At 66.2% G+C, this 18,744-nt stretch carries 22 protein-coding genes; 8 read left to right on the top strand and 14 right to left on the bottom strand.

The features are described 5' to 3' along the window. The first annotated feature begins 47 nt into the window (after positions 1 to 47). Positions 48 to 650: a ribosome biogenesis factor YjgA gene (yjgA, locus tag HWX03_RS11405; RefSeq protein WP_279612226.1), complete on the top strand. Its 603-nt coding sequence runs from the start codon at positions 48 to 50 to the stop codon at positions 648 to 650. Then, a complete protein-coding gene (mog, locus tag HWX03_RS11410) occupies positions 634 to 1,242 on the top strand; it encodes a molybdopterin adenylyltransferase (protein WP_175871306.1) in 609 nt (202 codons plus the stop codon). Before yjgA ends, mog begins: the two co-directional genes overlap by 17 nt. 34 nt (positions 1,243 to 1,276) lie before the next feature. Here the strand turns inward: mog and orn are convergent, their stop codons facing one another. Beyond that, positions 1,277 to 1,897: an oligoribonuclease gene (orn, locus tag HWX03_RS11415; protein ID WP_050011510.1), complete on the bottom strand. Its 621-nt coding sequence runs from the start codon at positions 1,895 to 1,897 to the stop codon at positions 1,277 to 1,279. Between the two features lie 125 nt (positions 1,898 to 2,022). Between orn and HWX03_RS11420 the strand changes: the two genes are divergently transcribed. From HWX03_RS11420 to HWX03_RS11430, 3 genes are all read left to right on the top strand, one after another. Then, positions 2,023 to 3,282, top strand: a complete 1,260-nt coding sequence (locus HWX03_RS11420; protein WP_175871307.1) for a M48 family metallopeptidase — start codon at positions 2,023 to 2,025, stop codon at positions 3,280 to 3,282. Continuing rightward, positions 3,279 to 4,220 carry a ribosome small subunit-dependent GTPase A gene (gene rsgA / locus HWX03_RS11425; RefSeq protein WP_175871308.1) on the top strand — a complete coding sequence of 314 codons (942 nt, stop codon included), beginning with the start codon at positions 3,279 to 3,281 and terminating at the stop codon, positions 4,218 to 4,220. Before HWX03_RS11420 ends, rsgA begins: the two co-directional genes overlap by 4 nt. Before the next feature lie 64 nt (positions 4,221 to 4,284). Then, on the top strand, positions 4,285 to 4,602 hold the full coding sequence (locus tag HWX03_RS11430; protein ID WP_011351362.1) for a hypothetical protein: 318 nt from the start codon (positions 4,285 to 4,287) through the stop codon (positions 4,600 to 4,602). Between the two features lie 77 nt (positions 4,603 to 4,679). Here HWX03_RS11430 and HWX03_RS11435 read toward each other — a convergent pair whose 3' ends face one another. From HWX03_RS11435 to rpsP, 6 genes are all read right to left on the bottom strand, one after another. Beyond that, entirely contained in the window at positions 4,680 to 5,618 is a 939-nt protein-coding gene (locus HWX03_RS11435) for a CobD/CbiB family protein (protein ID WP_174388293.1), read from the bottom strand. A gap of 120 nt (positions 5,619 to 5,738) precedes the next feature. Then, complete coding sequence (locus tag HWX03_RS11440) at positions 5,739 to 6,425, bottom strand: CoA pyrophosphatase (RefSeq protein WP_175871309.1); 687 nt, start codon at positions 6,423 to 6,425, stop codon at positions 5,739 to 5,741. 87 nt (positions 6,426 to 6,512) lie between these two features. Next, positions 6,513 to 6,905 carry a 50S ribosomal protein L19 gene (gene rplS / locus HWX03_RS11445; protein ID WP_085039768.1) on the bottom strand — a complete coding sequence of 131 codons (393 nt, stop codon included), beginning with the start codon at positions 6,903 to 6,905 and terminating at the stop codon, positions 6,513 to 6,515. Between the two features lie 133 nt (positions 6,906 to 7,038). Beyond that, complete coding sequence (trmD, locus tag HWX03_RS11450; RefSeq protein ID WP_175871310.1) at positions 7,039 to 7,833, bottom strand: tRNA (guanosine(37)-N1)-methyltransferase TrmD; 795 nt, start codon at positions 7,831 to 7,833, stop codon at positions 7,039 to 7,041. Between the two features lies 1 nt (position 7,834). Next, positions 7,835 to 8,512 carry a ribosome maturation factor RimM gene (gene rimM, locus HWX03_RS11455; protein ID WP_175871311.1) on the bottom strand — a complete coding sequence of 226 codons (678 nt, stop codon included), beginning with the start codon at positions 8,510 to 8,512 and terminating at the stop codon, positions 7,835 to 7,837. 42 nt (positions 8,513 to 8,554) lie between these two features. Continuing rightward, the gene (gene rpsP / locus HWX03_RS11460; protein WP_006476550.1) at positions 8,555 to 8,809 is read right to left on the bottom strand and encodes a 30S ribosomal protein S16; all 255 of its coding nucleotides are present in this window, start codon (positions 8,807 to 8,809) and stop codon (positions 8,555 to 8,557) included. A gap of 151 nt (positions 8,810 to 8,960) precedes the next feature. Here rpsP and HWX03_RS11465 point away from each other — a divergent pair, with 151 nt between their 5' ends. Beyond that, positions 8,961 to 10,103 carry a PQQ-dependent sugar dehydrogenase gene (locus HWX03_RS11465; RefSeq protein ID WP_175871312.1) on the top strand — a complete coding sequence of 381 codons (1,143 nt, stop codon included), beginning with the start codon at positions 8,961 to 8,963 and terminating at the stop codon, positions 10,101 to 10,103. Positions 10,104 to 10,212: 109 nt separating this feature from the next. Beyond that, complete coding sequence (locus HWX03_RS11470; RefSeq protein WP_174432345.1) at positions 10,213 to 10,680, top strand: NINE protein; 468 nt, start codon at positions 10,213 to 10,215, stop codon at positions 10,678 to 10,680. Positions 10,681 to 10,731: 51 nt separating this feature from the next. Here the strand turns inward: HWX03_RS11470 and HWX03_RS11475 are convergent, their stop codons facing one another. After that, positions 10,732 to 11,910 carry a PA0069 family radical SAM protein gene (locus HWX03_RS11475; protein ID WP_175871313.1) on the bottom strand — a complete coding sequence of 393 codons (1,179 nt, stop codon included), beginning with the start codon at positions 11,908 to 11,910 and terminating at the stop codon, positions 10,732 to 10,734. A 90-nt stretch (positions 11,911 to 12,000) separates the two neighbouring features. Continuing rightward, on the bottom strand, positions 12,001 to 12,489 hold the full coding sequence (locus tag HWX03_RS11480; RefSeq protein WP_174432343.1) for an Lrp/AsnC ligand binding domain-containing protein: 489 nt from the start codon (positions 12,487 to 12,489) through the stop codon (positions 12,001 to 12,003). 145 nt (positions 12,490 to 12,634) lie between these two features. Between HWX03_RS11480 and HWX03_RS11485 the strand changes: the two genes are divergently transcribed. Continuing rightward, positions 12,635 to 13,921, top strand: coding sequence for a D-amino acid dehydrogenase (locus HWX03_RS11485; RefSeq protein ID WP_175871314.1), 1,287 nt, complete (start codon positions 12,635 to 12,637; stop codon positions 13,919 to 13,921). A gap of 312 nt (positions 13,922 to 14,233) precedes the next feature. Here HWX03_RS11485 and HWX03_RS11490 read toward each other — a convergent pair whose 3' ends face one another. The 5 genes from HWX03_RS11490 to HWX03_RS11510 all read right to left on the bottom strand — a co-directional run bounded on the left by HWX03_RS11490 (position 14,234) and on the right by HWX03_RS11510 (position 18,664). Next, positions 14,234 to 15,169: an electron transfer flavoprotein subunit alpha/FixB family protein gene (locus HWX03_RS11490; RefSeq protein ID WP_175871315.1), complete on the bottom strand. Its 936-nt coding sequence runs from the start codon at positions 15,167 to 15,169 to the stop codon at positions 14,234 to 14,236. A 16-nt stretch (positions 15,170 to 15,185) separates the two neighbouring features. Further along, complete coding sequence (locus HWX03_RS11495) at positions 15,186 to 15,935, bottom strand: electron transfer flavoprotein subunit beta/FixA family protein (protein WP_006496532.1); 750 nt, start codon at positions 15,933 to 15,935, stop codon at positions 15,186 to 15,188. 227 nt (positions 15,936 to 16,162) lie between these two features. Continuing rightward, complete coding sequence (locus HWX03_RS11500) at positions 16,163 to 16,957, bottom strand: MetQ/NlpA family ABC transporter substrate-binding protein (protein WP_175871316.1); 795 nt, start codon at positions 16,955 to 16,957, stop codon at positions 16,163 to 16,165. Positions 16,958 to 16,986: 29 nt separating this feature from the next. Beyond that, positions 16,987 to 17,640 (bottom strand): methionine ABC transporter permease, encoded by a 654-nt coding sequence (locus HWX03_RS11505; protein ID WP_006486982.1) that lies wholly within the window; start codon positions 17,638 to 17,640, stop codon positions 16,987 to 16,989. Then, a complete protein-coding gene (locus HWX03_RS11510) occupies positions 17,630 to 18,664 on the bottom strand; it encodes a methionine ABC transporter ATP-binding protein (protein WP_174388303.1) in 1,035 nt (344 codons plus the stop codon). The genes HWX03_RS11505 and HWX03_RS11510 overlap by 11 nt, the downstream gene beginning before the upstream one ends. Positions 18,665 to 18,744 lie beyond the last annotated feature (80 nt).

Consider the following 18,744-nt stretch of genomic DNA (forward strand, 5'->3'; position numbering starts at 1 on the left):
GGACACAGACAAGCTTGGGGTATCCGCGCCGCGATACAATGCGGCCCATGACACGCAAAACCCGAATCCAGCCGATCGAGCCTGCCGCCGAAGCCGACGACAATGGCTACGATCGCCCCAGCAAATCCCAGTTGAAGCGCGAGATGCACGAGTTGCAGGTGCTCGGCCAGGCGCTCGTCGACCTGCCGAAAGACGCACTGAAGCGCATGCCGATGCCCGAAAGTCTGTCGGACGCCGTGCGCGAGGCGCGCCGGATCACCGATCACGAAGGCAAGCGCCGCCAGCTCCAGTACGTCGGCCGCGTGATGCGCTCGCTGACCGACGACGAAACGGCCGCGCTGCGCACCGCGCTCGACGCGCAACGCGGCGTGAACAAGGCCGCGACGGCCCGCCTGCACTGGATCGAGCGCACGCGCGACCAGTTGCTCGCCAACGACGACGCGCTGACCGAATTCCTGCGCCAGCACCCGGACGCCGACATCCAGGAAGGCCGCACGCTGATCCGCAACGCGCGCAAGGAAGCACAGCAAGGCAAGCCGCCGCGCTATTTCCGCGAGCTGTTCCAGTGGATCAAGACCGCGAGCGGCACGCCCGGCGGCGATGACGAAGCGGCCGACGACGCCGGAGACGACCATGACGACGAGGCCTAACCATCCGGACGAGCTCGTGGTCGGCCTCGTGTCGATCAGCGACCGCGCGAGTACGGGCGTCTACGAGGACAAGGGCATTCCGGCGCTGCAGGAATGGCTCGCCGGCACGCTGGTTTCGCCGTGGCGCGCCGAAACGCGCCTGATCCAGGACGACGCGCCGACGATCTCGGCCACGCTTGCCGAGCTCGTCGACGTCGCCGGCTGCGACCTCGTGCTGACGACGGGCGGCACGGGCCCCGCGCGCCGCGACGTGACGCCGGAAGCCACGCTGGCCGTGGCGACGAAGGAAATGCCGGGATTCGGCGAACAGATGCGGCAGATCAGCCTGAATTTCGTGCCGACCGCGATCCTGTCGCGGCAGGTCGCGGTGATCCGCGAAACGGCCGACCATGCGGCGCTGATCATCAACCTGCCCGGCCAGCCGAAGTCGATCCGGGAAACGCTGGAAGGGCTGCGCGACGCCGACGGCAAGTCGACCGTGCCCGGCATCTTCGCCGCGGTGCCCTACTGCATCGACCTGATCGGCGGCCCGTATATCGAGACCGACGCCGCGGTGGTCGCGGCGTTCCGGCCGAAAAGCGCGCGGCGCTGAGCGTTTGCCGAGCGTGGCGCGCGTGCCGGCCCGCTCAGGCGGCCGGCACGGAATCGCCTGCCGGCGCCGATGCGGCCGGAATCAGGAAATGCTCGCGGTAGTACTTCAGCTCGTCGATCGACTCGTGGATGTCGGCGAGCGCCGTGTGCATCGCCCGCTTCTGGAAACCCTTGTAGATCGCGGGCTGCCAGCGGCGGCACAGCTCCTTGAGCGTGCTGACGTCGAGGTTGCGGTAGTGGAAGAACCGCTCGAATTCCGGCATCCAGCGCGCCATGAAGCGGCGGTCCTGGCAAATCGAGTTGCCGCACATCGGCGACTTGCCCGGCGACACGTACTGCGCGAGGAACGCCTGCAGTTGCGCGGCGGCTTCCGCCTCGGTCACGGTCGATGCGCGCACGCGGTCGATCAGCCCCGAGCGGCCGTGCGTCGACTTGTTCCAGTCGTCCATCTTCGCGAGCGTCTCGTCGCTCTGGTGAATCGCGAACACCGGGCCCTCGACGGCGACGTCGAGCGTGGAATTGGTCACGACGACCGCGATCTCGATGATGCGGTCGTTATCCGGGTCGAGGCCCGTCATCTCCATGTCGAGCCAGACGAGGTTCAACTCGTTGCGCACGAGCGCGGGCTGGCTGGCGGAAGCGGCGGTATCGGTCATGATTCATCCTGGAAAATGGCGGACCGGGCGCGCCGATGCGGCGCCGCCCGGGCGGCCGGCATCGCATCAGCGGGGCCGGTCCGCAAGAACATATAATTCTCGCATAGAACCCTTTGGCGCCTTCGATGTCACCCTTTTCGTTCACCCTGCTGTTCGCGATCGCCGTACTCGCGATGGTCGTCACCAAGCTGTGGCTCGCGTCGCGGCAGATCCGCTTCGTCGCCGCGCACCGCAACGGCGTGCCCGCGCAGTTCAGCGCCACCATCCCGCTGACCGCCCACCAGCGCGCGGCCGATTACACGGTCGAGCGCACCCGGCTGACGATGCTCGAGATCGTCGTCAGCGCGGCCGTGCTGGTCGGCCTCACGCTGCTCGGCGGCGTCGGCGCGCTCGACACGCTGCTGACCGGCTGGCTCGGCCGCGGCTACGGGCAGCAGGTCGCGCTGGTCGCCGCGGTGCTCGTGATCACGAGCGTGATCGACGTCCCGTTCGAGTATTACCGCCAGTTCGGGATCGAGCAGCGTTTCGGCTTCAACCGGATGACGAAGCGGCTGTTCTTCACCGACATGCTGAAGAATGCGCTGCTCGGCGCCGCACTCGGCCTGCCGCTGCTGTTCGTCGTGCTGTGGCTGATGAACCAGGCCGGCAGCCTGTGGTGGCTGTGGACCTGGATCGTGTGGGTCGCGTTCCAGCTGCTCGTGCTGCTGATCTACCCGACCTTCATCGCGCCGCTCTTCAACAAGTTCGAGCCGCTGAAGGACGACGCGCTGCGCGCGCGCATCGAGTCGCTGATGAAGCGCTGCGGCTTCGCGGCGAAGGGGCTGTTCGTGATGGACGGCAGCCGCCGCTCCGCGCACGGCAACGCGTACTTCACGGGCTTCGGCGCCTCCAAGCGGATCGTGTTCTTCGACACGCTGCTCGCGCGCCTGTCCGGCCAGGAGATCGAAGCCGTGCTCGCGCACGAGCTCGGCCACTTCAAGCGCCGCCACGTGATGAAGCGGATGCTCGTGTCGTTCGTGCTGAGCCTCGTGCTGCTCGCGCTGCTCGGCTGGCTCGCGCAACGCACGTGGTTCTATACGGGGCTCGGCGTCACGCCGTCGCTCGACACCAGCAACGCGGGCGCCGCGCTCATCCTGTTCTTCCTCGCGATTCCGGTGTTCCTGTTCTTCGCGACGCCGTTCAGCAGCCTCACGTCGCGCAAGCACGAATTCGAGGCCGATGCGTTCGCCGCCAGCCAGACCGACGCGCAGGATCTCGTCAGCGCGCTCGTGAAACTCTATGAGGACAACGCGTCGACGCTGACGCCCGACCCCGTCTACACGGCCTTCTACTACTCGCATCCGCCTGCGTCGCAGCGGATCGACCGCCTGCTGCAGCACGCATGAGCCAGCCGACCTCCCGCAAGCCGGCCCCGCGCGCATCGGGCGCGCAACGGGCCGAAGGCCGCGTGATCGCGGCGCACGGCCGCCACTACATCGTCGCCCCCGACGACGGCGGCCCGATGCTGCAATGCTTCCCGCGCGGCAAGAAGAGCGACATCGCGGTCGGCGACCGCGTCGCGTACGAACTCGCGTCGGCCGACCAGGGCGTGATCGTGGAGATCGGCGAACGGCGCAACCTGCTGTACCGCTCGGACCAGTTCAAGTCGAAGCTGTTCGCGGCGAACCTCGACCAGTTGCTGATCGTGCTCGCGACCGAGCCCTATTTCAGCGAGGATCTGCTCGGCCGCGCGCTGATCTCTGCCGAGGCGAACGAGCTGAAGCCGCTCGTCGTGCTGAACAAGATCGACGTCAAGGCTGCGCTGCCGGTTGCGCGCGAACGCCTCGCGCCGTATCGCGCGCTCGGCTACGACGTGCTCGAGCTGTCGGTGAAAGGCGCGCCGGACGACGCGCGCGCACAGCTGATGCCGCATCTCGCCGGGCATTCGACGATCCTGCTCGGCCAGTCCGGGATGGGCAAGTCGACGCTCGTGAACCTGCTCGTGCCCGACGCCGAAGCCGCGACCCGCGAGATTTCGGCCGCGCTGAACAGCGGCCGTCACACGACGACGTTCACGCGCCTGTATCCGCTGGAAGGCGGCGGTGCGCTGATCGATTCGCCGGGCTTCCAGGAATTCGGCCTCTACCACCTGACCGAAGGCCGCCTCGAGCGCGCGTTTCCGGAATTCCGGCCGCTGCTCGCGGACTGCCGTTTCTATAATTGTCATCATCTGCACGAGCCCGGCTGCGCGATCCTCGAAGCCGTCGCCGACGGCCGCATCGCGCCGTCCCGGCACGCGCTGTACGCGCAGCTCGTGCACGAGGCGAGCCAGATCGTCCGCTGATCGCGCGACGTGTGCGACGGCCGGCCACCGCCAGGCGGGCCGACCTTCATCGACAGGAGCGGCGATGCGTTTCAAGGCACCCGACCTCGCGACCGCGCAGCATTGGGCCAACGTGCTCCAGGTGGCCGGCATCGGTTGCGAGCTGCACAACTGCTACGCGACCGGTGCGCTCGGCGGCCTGCCCGCCGATGCGTGCACGCCCGAACTGTGGCTCGACGACGAACGCGACGACGCGCTCGCCCGCCGGCTCCTCGATGCCGCGTCGCACGGCCCGTCGGCCGGCGCAGCACCCTGGCGCTGCCGGCAGTGCGGCGAAGCGCTCGAAGCGCAATTCACCGCGTGCTGGCAATGCGGCGCCGTGCGCGACCCGCTCGATGACTGAACGCACTGCGCTGACGCACAGCGAAAAGGCCGGCATCAAGCCGGCCTTTTCATTTCATCGGGCGCCGGGTTAGCGCGTCACGATACCCAGACGGCCAGCGTCAGCATCAGCAGCAGGATCATCCACAGGATCACCGCGCGCCACACGAGGCCCACCGCCGACTGCAGCGTGCGCGGCGTGCAATCGTCACCAACCGTCAACGGACCGCTGTCACCGACCGCCAGCGCATCGAGGCTCGACGGTTCCGCGAGCGGCCCCGCAAGACGCGCGCCGAGCGCCCCGCTGCCGGCGGCCAGCAATACGCCGTCGTTCGGGTCGGGCCACTGGCGCGTATGGTTGCGCCACGCGTAGATCGCATCCTCGAAATTGCCGACGATCGCGAAGCCGAGCGCAGTCAGCCGGGACGGAATCCAGTCGATCACGAAGAACGCGCGCTGCGCGAACGTCGAGAAGGCAGCCGTGCGGTCGTCGCCCGGCGTCGACCAGCTGCGCGCGAGGTATTCGGAAATCCGGTACAGCACGGCGCCGGCCGGGCCGATCGGCAGCACGTACCAGAAGAACACGCCGAACACGTGGCGATGCGACGCAACGACCGCGTGGATCAGCGTATGGCGGACGATTTCGCCGACCGGCATGTCGACCGTGTCGATGCCCGTCCACTCGTGCAGGATTTCGCGCGCGCGCGGCACGTCGTCGTTGTTGAGCGCGAGATGGATATCGGTGAAGTAGTGGCTGAACTGGCGGAAGCCGAGCGTGAAATACACGACGACGACGTTCCACAGGAACGCGAGCACGAAGCTCACCTTGTACAGCAGGAAATAGATCAGCGCGACGATCAGCACCCACGGCAGCACGACCGCGAGCCATGCGAGGAGCCCGTGCTTCTGCTTGCCGGCGTCGAGGCCATGTGCGACGGTTTCCGCATGAAACTGGAACAGCGCGAACACCGGATTGCTCGGCGACAACGCGCGGACCTGTTCGATGATGAGAGCGAGGAGAACCGAAAAGAAAGTCATGCGTGGCGCCGTCTTCGGAGTTATGTCATTTTTCGCATAACGATAGCACAGCGTCAGCCGCGCATGGCTGCCGGCGCGGTCGCCCGGCAGCCGGTCGCACGCACCGGCCGGCGCGCCCGCCTAGCTGGCGGCCAAGAAGCGATACAGATTGCGAAACATGGCGGCAGTTGCGCCCCAGATGAAGTAATGCCCGCCCGGTTCGCCGTTCGGATAGGGCATGGCAAAAAAACGACGCTCGCCGCCTTCCCACCGGAACACGCGGATCTGATGGTTCGCGGGATTCATCACGAACGCGAGCGGCACTTCGAAAATTTCGGCAACTTCGAACGTGTCGGCCTGCACGGTGAACGGCGGATGCACGAGGCCGGCCACCGGCGTCACGCAGAAACCCGTGCCGGTCAGGTAGTCGGGCAGCACACCGAGAATCTCGACGCGTTCGGCGGCCAGCCCGATCTCCTCCTTCGCCTCGCGCAACGCGGTGGCGGTGGCGTCGCGGTCGAACGGCTCGCGACGACCACCGGGAAAGCTGATCTGTCCGGCGTGGTCGTTCAGGTGATCGGCGCGCTGCGTCAGCAGCACGGTGAGGCCCGACTCGCGGACGACGAGCGGCATGAGGACGGCCGCGCTACGTGGATCGACGCCTTCCTGCAGCCTCGCTTCGCCGGGCTCGACGCTCCATTCGAGCGTGCGCGCGAACCGTTCGCGCAGGCCGGACGGCGTCATCAGCCGGGAATCGATGACAGGCAGGCCGGCACCGGTGCCTTCGACCGGCAATACTTCGGGATCGATGATGGGGCGGCGATTCAATGGAGCTCTCGGGTTCGTGTCGTATCGAGCATATTGTCGCGCCAGAATGAAAAAAGCACCCGGTTGGGTGCTTTTTCCTTACAGCTCTTACTCTTGGGAAGCTGCTGCGGCGCGATCCTTCGACACCAGCTTTTCCTTGATACGAGCCGACTTGCCCGAACGCTCGCGCAGGTAGTACAGCTTCGCACGACGCACATCACCGCGACGCTTCACGACGATGCTCGCCAGCAGCGGCGAGTAGGTCTGGAACGTACGCTCGACGCCTTCGCCCGACGAGATCTTGCGGACGATGAAGTTCGAGTTCAGACCACGATTGCGAATCGCGATCACGACGCCTTCGTAAGCCTGAACGCGCTTGCGGGTACCTTCAACCACGTTCACGTTCACGATCACCGTGTCGCCCGGGGCGAATTCGGGGATCGTCTTGCCGGCGAGCGCGCGCTCGATCTCTTCCTGCTCAAGTTTTGCGATCAGATTCATTACTGACTCCTTATGCCATCGTGTCGGCGTTCACACCCGCCTGCTTCCAGGCCTGGCCCCGATAGAGGATGGATTCACATCAGGCGCCGCACACGCATGTACGGCACCGCCAATTCCCGCTCGCGCAGCCGCCTCAGGAGGCGTCCTTCGCTTCGCGTGCGAGGTTCGCGAGCCACGCTTCGTCGGCGCGGCTCAACAACTTCTCGCGGCGCGCCCGGACGATCAGGTCCGGCCGCTTCCGCAACGTATTCCTCAATGCTTCCTGGCGCCGCCACCGCTCGATCTCGGCATGATGCCCGCCGAGCAGCACGTCCGGCACGCGCACGCCATCGTATTCCTCCGGGCGCGTGTAGTGCGGACAATCGAGCAGGCCGTCGGCGAAGCTGTCCTGCACGGCCGACAGCGAATCGTTCAGCACGCCGGGCAGCAACCGCACGACCGCATCCATCAGCGCCATCGCCGGCAGTTCGCCGCCCGACAGCACGAAATCGCCGAGGCTGATTTCCTCGTCGACGCAACGGTCGAGCAGGCGCTGGTCTATCGCTTCGTAGCGACCGCACAGCACGACGACGCCGGGTTCCTGCGCCATCCGCACCGCACGATCATGCGTGAGCGGCGCGCCTTGCGGCGACATCATCACGACGCGCGTGCTCGCGATGCCCTGCTCCACCTGCGCCGCTTTCGCGGCGTCGATCGCGGCTTCGAGCGGCCTGGCCAGCATCACCATGCCCGGACCGCCGCCGTACGGACGATCGTCGACCGTGCGGTAGTTGTCCGTCGTGAAATCACGCGGGTTCCAGGTGCGCAGCCCGAAGCGCCCCTGCTTGACGGCCCGGCTGGTGATTCCCCAGTCGGTCAGTGCGCGGAACATCTCGGGAAAGAGCGTGACGACGTCGAACTGCACCGCGCTCTCGGTAACCTGGTTCATTTCAGTAATCGGCTTCCCAGTCGACGACGATGCGACGCGCCGCCTGATCCACCGTTTTGACGTAGACGCCGACGAACGGAATCAACCGCTCGTCGGTGGTCGGCTGACCGTCTTTGCCGGTTGCCGGATACTCGACACGCATGATCGAATGCACGCCGTTGTCGATCATCCCGCTCACCTTCCCGAGCGCCACCGATTGCTCGTTGACCACCTCGAGACCGATCAGGTCGACCCAATAGAATTCGTCCGCGGCCAGTGCCGGGAAATCTCCCCGGCGCACGAACACGCGAAAGCCGCGCATGGACAGCGCGGCATCGCGGTCGCTGACGCCCGCGGGTTGCGCAACGACAGTGTCGCTGTGCGTCTTCGACTGCATGATGCGGACGGAAAGCCGATCCGCACCGCGTTCCAGCCACCAGCGACGCGCGTTGAGCAGCGCGTCGCCACCGCGACCGGCATCGGCATGCGTCGCCACCTTGACCCAGCCCTTCAGGCCGTAGGCGTCGACCACCGCCCCGACCTCGACGGCATCGTCGGGCCAGGCTTGCGTCGCTTCGGGACTGCCTTGTGCGGCAGCCTGACCGGCGTTCGCGACCGTGTCGCGCTCGACCGGCTTGCGGACGAATGCGCCGAATGACGCACGCCCGCGCCCTGCATTACCGGAATCGTGACCCGCCATCAATGCACCTCACAGCCGGTACGACCGGCACACCGTGCCATGTTAGGCAGCCGGTTGCGCCTTTTGCGCTTCCTTCACGAGACGCTGGACGGTCGGCGACAGTTGCGCGCCAACGCCTTGCCAGTACGTCAGGCGATCCTGAGCGATACGCAGCGATTCGCCCTTCGTGGCGACCGGGTTGTAGAAGCCGACGCGCTCGATGAAGCGGCCGTCACGACGGTTACGCGAATCGGTAGCAACGATGTTGTAGAACGGGCGCTTCTTCGAGCCGCCACGAGCCAGACGGATGATAACCATATGATGTCCTTCGGAAAACCGGGTTCGAAACTACTGAAACACGCGATTATAGCCGGAAACCAGAGGTACAACAAACACTTACGCGTAAAAATCCGCGGACGGCCCGTCCGCCGGGCCTACAATCGTCGTGTCCAGGATGCTCTCGACCATCATGCCGCCCCTTCGCGCCGCCCCGATGCGCCGCGTGCAGCGCCCACCATTCGCGGCGCTGCTTGCCAGCCTTGCCTGCCTCGCATCCGCATCGGCGTTTGCCGCGCCACTGCCGGTGAACGAACTCGTCGTGCCGCCCGGCTTCCATGTGGACGTGCTGACCGACGCCGTACCGGCCGCACGCGAAATGGCGTGGTCGCCGCGCGGCATCCTGTATGTCGGCACGCGGGACGGCCGCGTCCATGCGTTCGTGATGCACGAGGGCCGGATCAGCGCACGCTACGTAGTCGCGTCCGGGCTCGACATGCCCGTCGGCGTCGCCTATCGCGACGGCGCCCTCTATATATCCGCCGTCTCGCGCATCCTGCGCCTCGATCATATCGACGACCGGCTCGCCGGACCGCCCGCTCCTGCCGTCGTGACCGACGCGCTGCCGACCGACCACCATCACGGCTGGAAATTCATCGCGTTCGGCCCCGACGGCAAGTTGTACGTGCCGGTCGGCGCGCCGTGCAACGCCTGCCTCGCCGATCGCGGCCGCTACGCGATCATCGCGCGGATGAACGCCGACGGCAGCGGGCGTGAAGTGGTCGCTCGCGGCATACGCAATACGGTCGGCTTTGCATGGCACCCTGATTCGGGCGAGCTGTGGTTCACCGACAACGGGCGCGACATGATGGGCGACGACGTACCCGACGACAAGCTGAACCGCGCGCCGCGCACCGGCCTCGACTTCGGTTTTCCATACTGCCACGGCGGCGATACGCCCGACCCCGAATTCGGCGGCGCCGACGTCTGCCGCCGTTATGTGCCGCCCGTCCTGAAACTCGGCGCGCATGTCGCGGCGCTCGGGATGCGCTTCTATACCGGGACGATGTTTCCGGCGTCGTATCGCAACAATGTCTTCATTGCCGAACACGGCTCGTGGAACCGCAGCACGAAGGTCGGCTACCGCGTGATGCGCGTGGTCGCATCGGCGGACGGCAGCCACGCACGCCAGACACCGTTCATCACGGGCTGGCTGCGGCCCGACGGCACGGTATGGGGACGCCCGGCCGACGTATTGCCGTTGCCGGACGGCTCGCTGCTCGTCAGCGACGATTACGCGGGCGCGATCTACCGCGTGACGTATGCGGCACCTTGACGCAGGCGAGGGGTGACCGGGCCCGACCGGGCATCGTAGAATGCGTGCCGGGCCGCGCGCCCGCGCCGGCCTGCCGGCCGCCCATGCCAACGACAATACGCCGCCATCCATGTCCAGCAGCACCGCATCGCCCCGCCGCTTCCGCTCCAAGACGCTCACCGCCGCCCTCGCGTTCCTGCTCGGATCGCTCGGCGCGCACCGCTTCTATCTGCACGGCTTTCGTGACGTGTACGGCTGGGCCCACCTGCTCGCGACGATCGTCGGCATCCCGGGCTTCCTCCTGCTCGCCGCCACCCAGCGCAGCGCCGGCCTCGGCTGGTGGCTCGCGGTACCCGGCGCGATCTCGCTGCTGGCGGCGTTCCTCGCCGCACTCGTCTACGGGCTGCGCCCCGACGAAAAATGGGACGCGCAATTCAACGCGGACACCGGCAAGCACAGCCAGTCGGGCTGGACCGTGATCTTCGTCGTGATCTTCTCGCTGCTGATCGGCGCGTTCCTGTTGATGACCGCACTCGCGCTGTCGTTCCAGACGTACTTCGAATCGCAGGTCGAAGCAGCCAAGCAGATTTCGCAGTAAGCACGACCAATACGGTCGATACGGCACACCGGCGACTGCGTTGCTCGCCGGTCAGAACAGGTTCAACTGCATGTCATCGCGCGACTTCGCGCCGGCTGCACGAACCGCGACACGCGGCGCCGGCACCCCAGCGGCCGGCGCACCGCTGAACCGCGACAGATCGAGAATGCCGTTCGTGCGCTCGTTCAACCCGAGCCGCTTGACGGCCTGGCGGAAGCGCTGCCGCAACAGGTCGGCCCAGATCCCCTCGCCCTTCATCCGTTTCGAGAAATCCGAGTCGTAATCCTTGCCGCCACGCATGTCGCGCACGCGGTTCATCACGCGCTCCGCACGATCGGGAAAATGCGCGGCAAGCCAGTGCTTGAATAGCGGCGCGACCTCCCACGGCAACCTCAGGATGATGTAGCTCGCATGCGTCGCGCCGGCTTCCGCGCAGGCCTCCAGCACGCGCTCCATGTCGGGCTCGGTGACGAACGGAATCACCGGTGCGATGCTCACGCCGACCGGCACGCCCGCATCGCACAGCGCGCGGATCGTGCGCAACCGCCGCGCCGGCGTGGCCGCACGCGGCTCGAGCGTGCGCGCGAGCTCGGCATCGAGCGTCGTGATCGTGACCGCCGCCATCACCTGCCCGCGTTCGGCCATCGGCGCGAGCAGGTCGAGATCGCGCTCGATCAGCGACGATTTCGTGATCGCCGCGAACGGCAGCCCGCGATCGTGCATCACCTGGATCACGCTGCGCGTGATGCGCAGGTCGCGCTCGACCGGCTGGTACGCGTCGGTGTTGACGCCGAGCGCGATCGGCTCCGGCACGTAGCGCTTGCGCGAAATCTCGCGCTCGAGCAGTTCGGCCGCATTCACCTTCGCGTAGATGCGGCTTTCGAAATCGAGCCCCGGCGACAGCCCGAGGTAGCTGTGCGTCGGCCGCGCGAAGCAGTAGATACAACCGTGCTCGCAGCCGCGATACGGATTGAGCGACACGCTGAACGGAATATCGGGCGACTGGTTGTGCGTCAGGATGCTCTTCGCCCGCTCCTCGAATACCTGCGTGCGCAGCGGCGCGGGGAAATCGGCATCGTCGGACTCGTGCGTCCAGCCGTCGTCCACCGCTTCGCGCTGCGCGATTTCATATCGCCCCTGCAAGTTGTCGACCGCACCGCGCCCCTTCCGGGGCACCGGCGGCGCTATCGGAAATTCGTTGTCGGACCGATCGTCCATATGCCCACCCATTCGCCTGCGCCCAATACTGTACATTTATACAGTGTTGGGCGCAGCATGCCAAGGGCGGGATAAAGGGCTCGACAACACGCCGCCGGCGCGTCACTCGCCGACGGCGATCGTCAGCGTTTCCTTGATTTCTTCCATCACGACATAGCTCTTCGACTGCACGGCGCCGGGCAACTGCAGCAGGATGTCGCCGAGCAGCTTCCGGTAGTCGGCCATCTCGCCGATCCGCGCCTTGATCAGGTAGTCGAAATCGCCGGAGACGAGATGGCATTCGAGCACCTCGTCGATCTTCATCACTTCCCGGCGGAATTGCTCGAACATGTTGCCGCCCTTGTGGCCGAGCGTGATCTCGACGAACACCAGCAGCGCGGCCCCCAATTGACCCGGGTCGACCCGCGCGTGATAGCCGGTGATCACGCCGTCGCGCTCCATGCGCCGCACGCGCTCGATGCACGGCGTGACGGTCAGTCCGACCTGTTCCGCGAGGTCCTTCATCGCCATCCGGCCGTCGTTCTGGAGCAGTTTCAGGATGCGCCGGTCGAGCTTGTCGAGCGAGCGTACGGGCTGACGTTGCGTTCTCATTTGTTTATGCTGAAAACCAGAAAAATACAATAACAAAAACTGCACATTCGACAATACCATAGCGCAAAAAACTAGATCAGCTAGAGGTTACACGGAGCCGCAGGTGCGCCCGGCCTCGATCTGATTCCTTCCATCTGGAGCAGCTATGCGAGTCGTCATTCTGGGCAGCGGTGTAGTGGGCGTGGCAAGCGCGTATTACCTTGCGCGCGCCGGCCATGAAGTCACTGTGATCGACCGCGAAGCCGGCCCGGCGCTGGAGACGAGCTTCGCGAACGCTGGCCAGATCTCGCCCGGCTATGCGGCGCCGTGGGCCGCGCCCGGCGTGCCGCTGAAGGCCGTCAAGTGGATGTTCGAAAAGCACGCGCCGCTCGCGATCCGCCTCGACGGCACACGCTTCCAGCTCCAGTGGATGGTCCAGATGCTGCGCAACTGCACGGCCGAGCGCTATGCAGTCAACAAGGGCCGGATGGTCCGTCTCGCCGAATACAGCCGCGACTGCCTGCAGGCGCTGCGCGCCGATACCGGCATCGAGTACGAAGGCCGCACGGGCGGCACGCTGCAACTGTTCCGCACGCAGCAGCAGCTCGACGGCGCGGCGAAGGACATCGCCGTGCTGCAGGAAGCGAACGTGCCGTTCGAACTGCTGTCGCCGGCCGAACTGAAAAATGCCGAACCGGCGCTCGCCGCCGTCTCGCACAAGCTGACGGGCGGCCTGCGCCTGCCGGGCGACGAAACGGGCGATTGCCAGCTGTTCACGACGCGCCTCGCCGCGCTCGCCGAATCGCTCGGCGTCAAGTTCCGCTACAACACGCCGATCGATGCGCTCGCAATCGCGGGCGGCAAGATCGCCGGCGTGCAGTGCGGCAGCGAGACGGTGCGTGCCGACGCGTACGTCGTCGCGCTCGGCTCGTACTCGACCCGCTTCATCTCGAACCTGATGAAGATTCCCGTCTATCCGCTCAAGGGCTATTCGATCACCGCGCCGATCGTCAACGAAGCCGCCGCGCCCGTGTCGACCGTGCTCGACGAGACCTACAAGATCGCGATCACGCGCTTCGACCAGCGCATCCGCGTCGGCGGCATGGCAGAAATCGTCGGCTTCGACAAGACGCTGCGCGCGGCGCGCCGCGAAACGCTCGAGATGTGCGTAAACGACCTGTTCCCGGGCGGCGGCGATACGTCGAAGGCCACGTTCTGGACGGGCCTGCGCCCGATGACACCGGACGGCACGCCGATCGTCGGCCGCACGCCGGTGTCGAACCTGTTCCTGAACACCGGCCACGGCACGCTCGGCTGGACGATGTCGTGCGGCTCGGGCCAGCTGCTCGCGGACCTGATCTCGGGCAAGATGCCCGCGATCCAGGCCGACGACCTGTCGGTGCACCGTTACCTGAAGGACGCGCCCGGCCAGACGCGCCCGGCATACGCGTAAATCGGAACGGCCCGCGGCGATGCGGGCCCGTTGCATCAGCGAGAAAGGCGCCCGAGGGCGCCTTTCTCGTTTCGGCGAATGCGCGTGCCGACTCGGCACGAGGCTTCAGTCAACGCGCGCATGCGCTCGTCGCCCGTCGAGCGAATCGACGCTACCGGTCGTGCGTGCGCGACGATATGTTCCGCACGGCACGGTGCGATCCGGAATCTTCCAGACGAACGACGCTCGTTCCTCTTCAGCGAGACACAACAAAAAAGGGGCGCTCGTCGCGCCCCTCGTGCTGCATGCTTACCGCCGAAGCGTCACGCCGTATCAGCCGAGTTCGTTCACGAGTTCCGGCACGAGCGCGAACAAATCGCCGACGAGGCCATAGTCGGCCACGCTGAAGATCGGTGCTTCGGGATCCTTGTTGATCGCGACGATCACCTTCGAATCCTTCATGCCGGCCAGATGCTGGATCGCACCCGAGATGCCGACCGCGATGTACAGCTGCGGTGCGACGATCTTGCCGGTCTGGCCGACCTGGTAGTCGTTCGGCACGTAGCCTGCATCGACTGCCGCGCGCGATGCGCCGAGCGCTGCCGACAGCTTGTCGGCCAGCGGCTCGAGCACCTTCGTGTAGTTCTCGCCGCTGCCCAGACCGCGGCCGCCCGACACGATGATGCTCGCCGACGTCAGTTCCGGACGGTCCAGCTTCGTCACCTCACGGCTCACGAACTGCGACTTGCCTGCGTCTGCCGCTGCTTCGATCTTGTCGACCGATGCGCTGCCGCCTTCCGCTGCCACCGGATCGAAACCCGTCGCACGCACCGTGATCACCTTGATCGGGTCGCTCGACTGCACGGTTGCGATCGCGTTGCCCGCGTAGATCGGGCGCTCGAACGTGTCGGCCGAATCGACTGCCGTGATGTCCGAGATCTGCGCGACGTCCAGCTTCGCGGCGATGCGCGGGGCGATGTTCTTGCCGTAGGCCGTCGCCGGCGCGAGGATGTGCGAGTAGTCCTTCGCGATGTTCAGCGCGGTCGCTTCGACGTTTTCCGCCAGGCCTTCGGCCAGTTGCGGCGCGTCGGCCAGCAGCACCTTCGACACACCTGCGATTTTTGCTGCCGCGTCGGCAGCCGCTTGCGCGTTGTGGCCCGCGACCAGCACGTGGATATCGCCGCCGATCTTCGCGGCCGCCGCCACCGTATTCAGCGTCGCGGCCTTGATCGACGCGTTGTCGTGTTCTGCAATCACCAGAATCGTCATTTCTTTCCGCTCCCTCTTACAGAACCTTGGCTTCGGTCTTCAGCTTCTCGACCAGCGTCTTCACGTCCGGCACCTTCACGCCGGCTGCGCGCTTCGGCGGCTCGACCACCTTCAGCGTCTTCAGACGCGGCGCGACATCCACGCCCAGGTCTTCCGGCTTCACGGTTTCCAGCGGCTTCTTCTTCGCCTTCATGATGTTCGGCAGCGTCACGTAGCGCGGCTCGTTCAGGCGCAGGTCGGTCGTCACGACCGCCGGCAGCGTCAGCGACAGCGTTTCCGCGCCGCCGTCGACTTCGCGTGCAACCGTTGCCTTGCCGTCGGCCACCGTCACCTTCGACGCGAACGTCGCTTGAGGCAGGCCGGCCAGCGCGGCCAGCATCTGGCCCGTCTGGTTCGAATCGTCGTCGATCGCCTGCTTGCCGAGGATCACCAGCTGCGGCTGTTCCTTGTCGACCAGCGCCTTCAGGATCTTCGCGACGGCCAGCGGCTCGACGCTGTCGTTCGACTCGACGAGGATCGCGCGATCCGCGCCGATCGCCAGCGCCGTGCGCAGCGTTTCCTGCGCTTGCGTCACGCCCACCGACACCGCGATCACTTCGGTCGCGACGCCCGCTTCCTTCAGGCGCACGGCTTCTTCCACCGCGATTTCGTCGAACGGGTTCATCGACATCTTCACGTTCGCGATGTCGACGCCCGTGTTGTCCGACTTCACGCGGACCTTCACGTTGTAATCGACCACTCTTTTCACTGGCACCAGGATTTTCATGCACACGCTCCAAAGTTACGAATACGACCAGAGGCCATTTTATAGCGAGGCCTCATGACTGCGCGGCCAGGCGGACCCAACCATCATGGTTGTCGAGGATACCGCTTCTTGGCGACGCGCCAATGATAGCGAACGGTCGTTCTATTTTAAAAGAGAAAAAACCCGGACGCAAAGCCCGGGTTTTCGATCATCGACTCTAATCCCGCCGGGCGTCCGTGCTCCACCCGTTACCAGGCAGCAACGACCGCGCCGCCGAACTTGCCTTCGATGAACTGCTTCACATCGGCCGAGTGATACGCCGCAATCAGCTTGGCGACCCACGGCTTGTTCCGGTCCGCCTCGCGGATCGCGAGGATGTTCGCGTACGGGCCGTTCGGGCCCTCGATCGCGATCGCGTCCTGCTTCGGTTTCAACCCCGCTTCCATCGCGTAGTTGGTATTGATCGCGGCCGCGTCGACGTCGCCGAGCGAGCGCGGGATCTGCGCCGCGTCGAGCTCGACGATCTTCAGCTTGCGCGGATTGTCGACGATATCGAGCGGCGTCGCCTTCAGCCCCGCATCCGCACGCAGCTTCAGCAGCCCCTGCTTCTGCAGCAACAGCAGCGCGCGGCCGCCGTTGGTCGGATCGTTCGGCACCGCGACGCGCGCGCCCGGCTTCAGTTCGGCCAGCGACTTCACGCGCATCGAATAGATGCCCATCGGGAACGTGACGGTGTCCGCGACCTTGAGCAGCTTGTAGCCGCGATCCTTCACCTGCGCCTGCAGATACGGATCGTGCTGGTAGCTGTTCGCGTCGAGGTCGCCCGACGCGAGCGCGGCATTCGGCTGCACGTAATCGGAGAATTCGACGATGCGGATCTCCAGGCCGTCCTTCGCCGCGACCTTCTTCACCACTTCCATGATCTGCGCGTGCGGGCCGCCCGTCACGCCTACCTTGATGGTTTCGGCCTGGGCATGGGCGCCCGCGAACAGCGCGGCCGCGCCCAGCGCCGCCGCAAACTTCAGCATGAAGCGTCGTTGCATCGTGTCTTCCCTATCGGATCGGTTTGGTCTTATTTGTGGCTCAGCCGGCGCACCAGCCAGTCGCCGAACGATTGCACGATCTGCACGAACACGATCAGGATCGCGACGACCGTCCACATCACTTCCGGCAGATAGCGCTGGTAACCGTAGCGGATGCCGAGATCGCCGAGCCCGCCGCCGCCGATCGCGCCCGCCATCGCCGAATAGCCGACCAGCGACACGAACGTGATCGTCAGGCCCGCGACGACGCCCGGCAGCGATTCGGGCAACAGCACCTTGAATACGATCTGCGACGTGGTCGCGCCCATCGACTGCGCGGCTTCGATCAGCCCGCGATCGACCTCGCGCAGCGCCGTTTCGACGAGACGCGCGATGAACGGCGCGGCCGCGAGCGTCAGCGGCACGACCGCCGCGGCCGTGCCGATCGACGAACCGGTGACGAGCCGCGTGAACGGGATCACCGCGACCAGCAGGATGATGAACGGTGTCGAGCGAACAGCGTTCACGATGCCGCCGAGCACGCGATTCACCGCCAGGTTCTGCAGCACGCCCTGGCGGTCGGTCAGGTAGAGCAGCACGCCGAGCGGCAGGCCGACGAGCGCGCCGACCGCCCCGGAGATGCCGACCATGATCAGCGTCTCCCAGAACGACTGCACGAACATATCGAACATCTCACTCAACATACGAAAGCTCCTCTACCACCACACCTTGCTCGCGCAGGAACGCGAGCGCCTGCCCGACCTTGCCCGGCTCGCCGCCCGCGAGCACCGCGAGCGAACCGAAGGCCTGCCCCTGGATCTCGTCGATCTGGCCATGCAGGATGTTGAAATCGAGTTCGTACCGCCGGATCGTCTCCGACAGGATCGGCTGGTCGACACCCGAGCCCGTGAACGCCAGCCGCAGCAGATGCCCGCTGCCCGTCTTCAGCCGCTCGGCCACGCGTGCCTTCAGCGCGGGCGGCAGTTCCTGCGCGATCACGTCGCCGATCAGCGCGCGCGTCACTTCGTGATGCGGCTGCAGGAACACGTCGATCACGCGGCCTTCCTCGACCACGCGCCCCGCGTCGAGCACCGCGACGCGGTCGCAGACCTGCTTGATCACTTCCATCTGGTGCGTGATCAGCACGATCGTCAGGCCGAGCTCGCGGTTGATGCGCTTCAGCAGGTCGAGGATCGAGCGCGTGGTTTCGGGATCGAGCGCGGACGTCGCTTCGTCCGACAGCAGCACCTTCGGCTGGCTCGCCAGCGCGCGGGCGATGCCGACGCGCTGCTTCTGCCCGCCGCTGATCTGCGCCGGATAGCGATCCTTCTGCGCGGACAGCCCGACCAGGTCGAGCAGCGGCAGCACGGCGGCCTCGATGTCGGCACGGCTCGCGCCGGCCAGCTCGAGCGGCAGCGCGACGTTGTCGAACACCGTGCGCGACGACAGCAGGTTGAAGTGCTGGAAGATCATGCCGATCTCGCGGCGCGCCTCGCGCAGCGCACCGGCCGGCAGCAGCGTGAGATCGCGCCCGCCGACGACGACATTGCCTTCGGTCGGCCGCGTGAGCAGGTTGATGGTGCGCACGAGCGTGCTCTTGCCGGCGCCGCTTCGGCCGATGATGCCGAACACCTCGCCTTGCGGGATCGTCAGGTTGACGTTGTGCAGCGCTTCGACCCAGCCGCCCGGGCCGGGAAAACGCTGCGAAAGATTGCGTAATTCGATCATGTAAACAAAACGGCGGCCGGCCGGCGAGTTGGCCCGCCAGTCGGCCGCCGATGCATCTGGAATAGCCGGCGATTTTACCG

This window comes from Burkholderia sp. BCC0397, from assembly GCF_902832865.1.
GTDB lineage: Bacteria > Pseudomonadota > Gammaproteobacteria > Burkholderiales > Burkholderiaceae > Burkholderia.